Below are 5,631 nucleotides of genomic sequence, written 5' to 3'. Positions count from 1 at the left end.
GGCAGCCTCGACAAGGTCTATGGCGGCAGCAACCGCAACGCCGCCATCGGCAAGGGATCCTTCGCAGACCAGCAGGTCGTCACCATCGGCGGACAGTGAGCCGGGAGGGCGCGCCCGGTCCCGACCGGACCGGTCGCGCCCCTTGCCCCCGGGGCAGGCTTGCCCTCGCCCGGCGCGCCGCCCACTCTCATGCCGCAACGGAACCGGGAGGCGGCCATGGCGATCGCGGAGCAGCACCGGGAAGCGATCCTGGCCGGCCACCCCATCCTGCGGCACCTGCAGCGCGACGACCTCCGCCGCCTCGCCGCCTCGGCACATCTGGCGCGGCACAAGCGGGGCGCGGTGATCTTCCAGAAGGGCGATGCGGGCACCAGCATGATGGCCGTGATCCGCGGCCGGGTGAAGATCTGCACCATCTCGCCGGACGGGCGCGAGCTGCTGCTCAACATCATCGACACCGGCGGCATCTTCGGCGAGATCGCCATCCTCGACGGCCAGCCGCGCACCGCCGATGCGGTGGCGCTGGAGGAGAGCGACCTGCTGGTGCTGGAGCGCGACCGCTTCCTCCCCTTCCTCGCCGGCAATCCCGAGGCGCTGTCCCGGCTGCTCGCCGCGCTCTGCCAGAAGCTGCGCCAGACCAGCGCGCATCTCGAGGATGCGCTGTTGCGCGAGGCGCCCTCGCGCCTGGCGAGCGGGTTGCTCCGCCTCGCCGAGACCTTCGGCCAGCCGGTGCCCGGCGGCCTCAGGCTCACCCTCAAGCTGTCGCAGCAGCAGATCGGCAACCTGATCGGCGCCTCGCGGGAGAGCGTGAACAAGCACCTGAACGACTGGATCCGCGCCGGCCACCTGCTGAGCGAGGGCGGCTTCCTGATCATCCGCGACCGCGCCGTGTTGCAGGAGATCGCCACCGCCGAGGGGTAGGTCAGCGGATCGCCAGATCCGCCACCGCCGCCAGCTCGGCCACCGCCCGGGAATCGATCCGCCACGCCGCCATCGGCGCGCCCCGGTTGCGCAGCGCCACGTTGCCGATCGGCAGCCCGGGCAGGCTGCCCTGCAGCAGCCGCCAGCTCGGCTCGCCGAGGATGATGGTGCAGGCGCCCGGCCCCTCACCGCCATGCTGCTTGCCGAGCTGCTCCAGCCGCGCCCCGACATTCGCCGTGTCGCCGAGCAGACAGAACTCCATGCGCTCGCCATGGCCGAGGCTGCCGGCGACCAGCGGCCCGGTATGGATGCCGATGCGCAGCCCCGCCTCCGGCAGGCCGGCCGCGCGCCAGCCGGCATTCAGCGCCGCCATCGCCTGCTCCATCGCCAGGGCGCAGCGGGCGGCGGCGCCGGCATCCTGGGCGATCGCCGCCGGGTCGCCGCGCGGCACCGGCACGCCGAAGGCGGCGAGGATGCCATCGCCGATGAAGCGCAGCACCACGCCCCCATGCGCCGTCACCACCTGCACCATCGTGTCCATGTAGCGGTCGAGCCAGGCGATCAGCGGCTCCGGCGGCAGGCGCTCGCAGATCGTGGTGAAGCCGGCGATGTCGGCGAAGAGCACCGTCGCCGTCAGCTCCTGCGGCTTCGGCCGGCCGCCGGCGAGGAACAGCTCGCGGTCGCGCAGCAGCGCCTCGGCGACGGGCGCGCTCAGGAAGCGGGCGAAGAGGCTGTGCAGCACCGCCCGGTCGCGCCGCTCCGCGGCGCCGGCGACGGCGCGCGCCAGGCCGCCGGCGACGAGTCCGGCGAGGGCCGGCGCCAGGACCGGCCAGCCGGGCTGCCCGGCCGCCGTCGCCGCCAGCACCGCCCCCGGCCAGGCCAGCCCGAGCAGGCCGAGGGCGAGGATGAGCCGGCGGCCGGAGAGCCGCAGGCCGGCAAGCAGCCCGAGCGCCGCCAAGCCGAGGGTGGCGAGGCCCTCCTGCCAGGCCGCGACCCCGGCGCCGGCCCCGCCGTCCAGGATCTGCGCCAGCACCTGGGCATGGATCTCGAGGCCGAAGCTCGGCGGGCCGAAGGCCGAGCCGAGGCTGCGATGCTCGTCGGTTCCGGGCAGCAGGCTGCCGATCAGCGCCACCCGGCCGCGCAGCCAGTCCGGCGGCAGCAGCGGCACCGCCTCGGCCGGATAGAGCGGCGCCACCGGCCCCAGGGCGGTGCGGCGCCAGGTCATGGCGAAGGGCTCGGCGGGCGGCGCGACGCCGATCGCCGCCGCCAGGGCGGCCGGGAAGCTCGGCGCGCCGGTCGTCGGATGGCGCGGGCGATGCACCCGCACCAGCCCGTCGAACCGGTCGCGCGCCAGGTTGGCGTCGCCGGTCGGGATGCCCTGGGTGAAGCCCGCCAGCACCGCCGCGCGCTCGGGCGGCAGCGGCGTCTCCGGGCCGAGGGTGATGAGCACCGTCGGCACCGCCTGCCGGGCGACGGTCGCGCGCAGCGCCGCGTCCTTGGCCGGCTCGGTCGGGCGGTCGAGCAGGATGTCGAGGCCGATCGCCGCCACCCCCGCCTCGGCAAGCGTGTCGACCAGCCCGGCGAGGAAGCCGCGATCGACCGGGGAGCGGTAGGGGAAGGCGGCGAGCGTCTCCTCGGTGATGCCGATCAGCACCAGCCGCGGATGCGGCGGCGCGAGGGGCGCCAGCCAATGCAGCGCCGCGCCCTGGAACAGCCGCTCCGCCGCGGCCAGGGGCAGCGGCGGCTGCACCAGCACCAGGCCGAGGCCGGCGGCCGCCACCAGGAGGAGGGCCGCCCGCGCCGCATCGCGCATCCGCCGGGCCATCGCCTCCTCGCCCTGGAAAGGCTGCATCCTCGACGCGGGCATGGGCCGCAGGCAATGGCCGCGGCCCGCCCGGCGCGTCACGCCCTGCGGAGAGGCCGCGCGGCGCCCGGCCGCGGCGGGCGGGCAGCCGGCGTCAGCGCGGCGCCCGCGGCCGCAGCGAGGGCGGCGGTTGCCAGGCGCGCGGCCGGCCGGCGATCCGCGCCGCCCGCCATCGCGCCCGCTCGGCGGCGACCGCGGCCCGCAGCGGGGCGGTCCAGCGCGTCTGCCACTCGGCCTCCGAGAGGCCGAACCAGCCGAAGGGGAAGAGGGGCAGGAGGCTGGCGCAGCTGCAGGGAGCGCCCTGGCTGGCGGCTGGCGTGCCGCCCTGCTCCGCCGCCGCGCCAGGCGCCACCTCGACCACCCGCGCCGCGGCGGGGAGGATGAGGAGGAGCAGCCCCAGCGCGGCCAGGGGCGGCAGCCAGGGGCGGGAGGCGGGCATCCGCCTACTCCACCCGCACGAACTGGACGCGGCGGTTGCGCGGGTCGTAGCCATTCCCGGTGAGCGGCACGCCCTCGCCGAGGCCGAGCACCACCAGGCGGGTCAGCTCCACGCCCTGGCGCTGCATCAGGTAGTAGGCGACGGCGGCGGCGCGGCGCTGCGAGAGCTGCAGGTTGTACTCGTCCGGCCCGAAGGCGTCGGTATGGCCCTCGACCTGCAGCTTGAGCTGCGGCTGGTCGCGCATCAGCTCGGCGACCCGGTCGAGGAAGGGGTAGGCGCTCGCCGGCACCGCATCCGAGTTCATGGCGAAGTTGATGCGGAAGCCGATGCTGCCGGCGGGCGCCTCGGCGGGGGCGGCCGGGGCGGCCGGCAGCGGCAGGGTGTTGCCGGCGGCGGCGAGCTGGGTGCTCGGCGCGGCGCGGCGGCGGGGCCGGCGCGGCGCCGCCTCGGTGGCGGGCTCCGGCTCGGCCTCCATGGCGGCGGCCAGCGGCATGGGGGCCGGGGCCGGGGCCTCCTGCGCCTGCGCGGCCGGGGCGGCATCGGCGGCCGGGGCGCCGAGGACGATGCGGCGGCTCAGCCCGGGGCGGGATTCCGGCACCATGATGCTGCGCAGCAGCTCGAGGGGCGGGGCCTCCTCGAAGATGCGCACCTCCTGCGCCAGGGCCGTGCCGCCGAGCAGGACCGAGGCCAGGGCGGCGAGGCCGGCGATGCGGTGACGGACCTGCGACATGGTGCGAACCCCTCTCTCTGCCGGTTCCGGCCGGTGCCGATGCCGGGAGACTAGGGGCGCCGCGGGCCGGCGACTGTGAAGCAGGCCACAGGGCCGGCGAGAAAGCCGGGCCAGGCATCCGGGCGCCCGGGTCACTGCAGGCCGAAGAAGGCCCGCAGCCGGCCGAGCAGGTCCTCGCGCTGCGGCAGCCCGGCCTCGGCCAGCGGCTCCCCCGCCGCCGCCTGGGCATTGCGCGCCTGCCGTCCGGCCATGATGGCGGCGAGCTTCTCGGCCAGCTCCGGACGGCGGCGCAGCACCGGGTCGAGATGGTCGCGCCGCAGCTCGAAGACCAGCGCCTCGGTCGCGGCCGTCACCGTCGCGCTGCGCGGCTGGCCGGTGAGCAGCGACATCTCGCCGAACACCTCGCCCGGCCCCATGCGGTCGGGCGGGATCGCCGCGCCCTCCTGCTCCACCCGCACCTCGAGCACCCCTTCGGCGAGCAGGAAGAGGCTGTCGCCGGCCTCGCCCTGCCGCACCACCGTCGCGCCGCGCGGCAGTGCCCGCTCCTGCATCATGGCCTCCAGCGCCGCCCGGTCCTCCGGTGGGAAGTCGCCGAAGAGGGTGCTCCGCTGCAGCAGCGCGGCGCGCGGCGAGCGGCGTGGCCCGGCGCGTTCGAGCTGCAGCGTCCGGCCGGGCCGGGCCGGGGCCAGGCCGGCATGCTGCAGGGCGCGCAGCGCGGCGCTCGCCACCGCGTCCCGGCAGGCGGCCTCGCTGCCGAAATCCGACACGAAGAAGCGCAGCAGGTAGATCGCGCTGCCCTCGGCGAATTCCTGCAGCTGCACATCCGCCGCCAGCCCCGGCACCTGCCGCTCGGCATCGAGCGCGGCGCCGAGCAGCAGGCGCTTCGCCCGCTCCACCGGCAGGGCGGGATCGAGGGCGAGCCGCAGGCTGGCGCGGTAACGCCCGGCGGCGCCGTAATTCACCAGGCGATGCGCCGCGATCAGCCCGTTCGGCACGGTCAGCGTCACGCCCTCGCGCGTCACCAGCCGCGTCGTGCGCCAGCTCAGCTCGGCGACGCGGCCGGTGCAGCCCTCGGCGGTCTCGATCCAGTCGCCGATGCGATAGGGCGCGTCGATGCCGAGGGCTAGGCCGGAGAAGAGATCGCTGATGATGTTGCGCAGCGCGAAGCCGATGACCGCGACCGCGACGCCCGAGGTGGTGAGCAGGCCGAGCGCCGACTGGTCGAAGACCAGCATCAGGATCGCTGCCCCCGCCGCGAGGAAGAGCAGCGCCCGGACCAGGTCCGACAGCAGCCGCGGATAGGGCGTGCCGCGCCGCGCCGCCTGGGTGGCGCGCAGCAGCAGCAGGTCGAAGAGCCGCGCGCCGGTCCAGGCGAGGCCGAGCCAGGCGCCGATGCCCGAGACCATGCCGAGGATCGCCCGTGGCCAGGGCGGCCGGTCGGGCTCGGCGAGCAGCGGCAGGGCGGCTTGCAGCAGGAAGCAGAGGCCGGTGAGGGCGGCCGGACCGATCAGGGGACGCAGGCTGGTCGGCCGCATGGCAGCTCCGTGGGGGCCGCCGGGATCCTGCCCGCATCCGGCTTGGAACGGAAAGAGGGGTTGGGTGTGGTGTGTTTCACAGAGGTTGGTTGGGTTGGTTTGTAGGGTCTGGGTGTCGAGAGCGACCGCTGGTTCCTGGAGG

The 5,631-nt window shown here is 76.0% G+C and carries 5 protein-coding genes; 1 reads left to right on the top strand and 4 read right to left on the bottom strand.

Annotated elements, in window-relative coordinates; translation table 11 throughout:
- Positions 1 to 216: 216 nt before the first annotated feature.
- Complete coding sequence (locus tag DOO78_RS26555) at positions 217 to 921, top strand: Crp/Fnr family transcriptional regulator (RefSeq protein WP_165839109.1); 705 nt, start codon at positions 217 to 219, stop codon at positions 919 to 921.
- Between the two features lies 1 nt (position 922).
- Here the strand turns inward: DOO78_RS26555 and DOO78_RS26550 are convergent, their stop codons facing one another.
- From DOO78_RS26550 to DOO78_RS26535, 4 genes are all read right to left on the bottom strand, one after another.
- Positions 923 to 2,773, bottom strand: a complete 1,851-nt coding sequence (locus tag DOO78_RS26550; RefSeq protein ID WP_165839108.1) for an adenylate/guanylate cyclase domain-containing protein — start codon at positions 2,771 to 2,773, stop codon at positions 923 to 925.
- Between the two features lie 106 nt (positions 2,774 to 2,879).
- Positions 2,880 to 3,224 carry a hypothetical protein gene (locus DOO78_RS26545; RefSeq protein ID WP_111472890.1) on the bottom strand — a complete coding sequence of 115 codons (345 nt, stop codon included), beginning with the start codon at positions 3,222 to 3,224 and terminating at the stop codon, positions 2,880 to 2,882.
- Between the two features lie 4 nt (positions 3,225 to 3,228).
- Entirely contained in the window at positions 3,229 to 3,954 is a 726-nt protein-coding gene (locus DOO78_RS26540) for an OmpA family protein (RefSeq protein ID WP_111472889.1), read from the bottom strand.
- A gap of 131 nt (positions 3,955 to 4,085) precedes the next feature.
- Positions 4,086 to 5,489: a mechanosensitive ion channel family protein gene (locus DOO78_RS26535; protein WP_111472888.1), complete on the bottom strand. Its 1,404-nt coding sequence runs from the start codon at positions 5,487 to 5,489 to the stop codon at positions 4,086 to 4,088.
- Positions 5,490 to 5,631 lie beyond the last annotated feature (142 nt).

The organism is Roseicella frigidaeris (assembly GCF_003258945.1).
In the GTDB taxonomy this organism is placed as follows: Bacteria; Pseudomonadota; Alphaproteobacteria; order Acetobacterales; family Acetobacteraceae; genus Paracraurococcus; species Paracraurococcus frigidaeris.
Note: the sequence above shows the minus strand (reverse complement) of the source record. Positions and strands in the feature narration are given on the sequence as shown.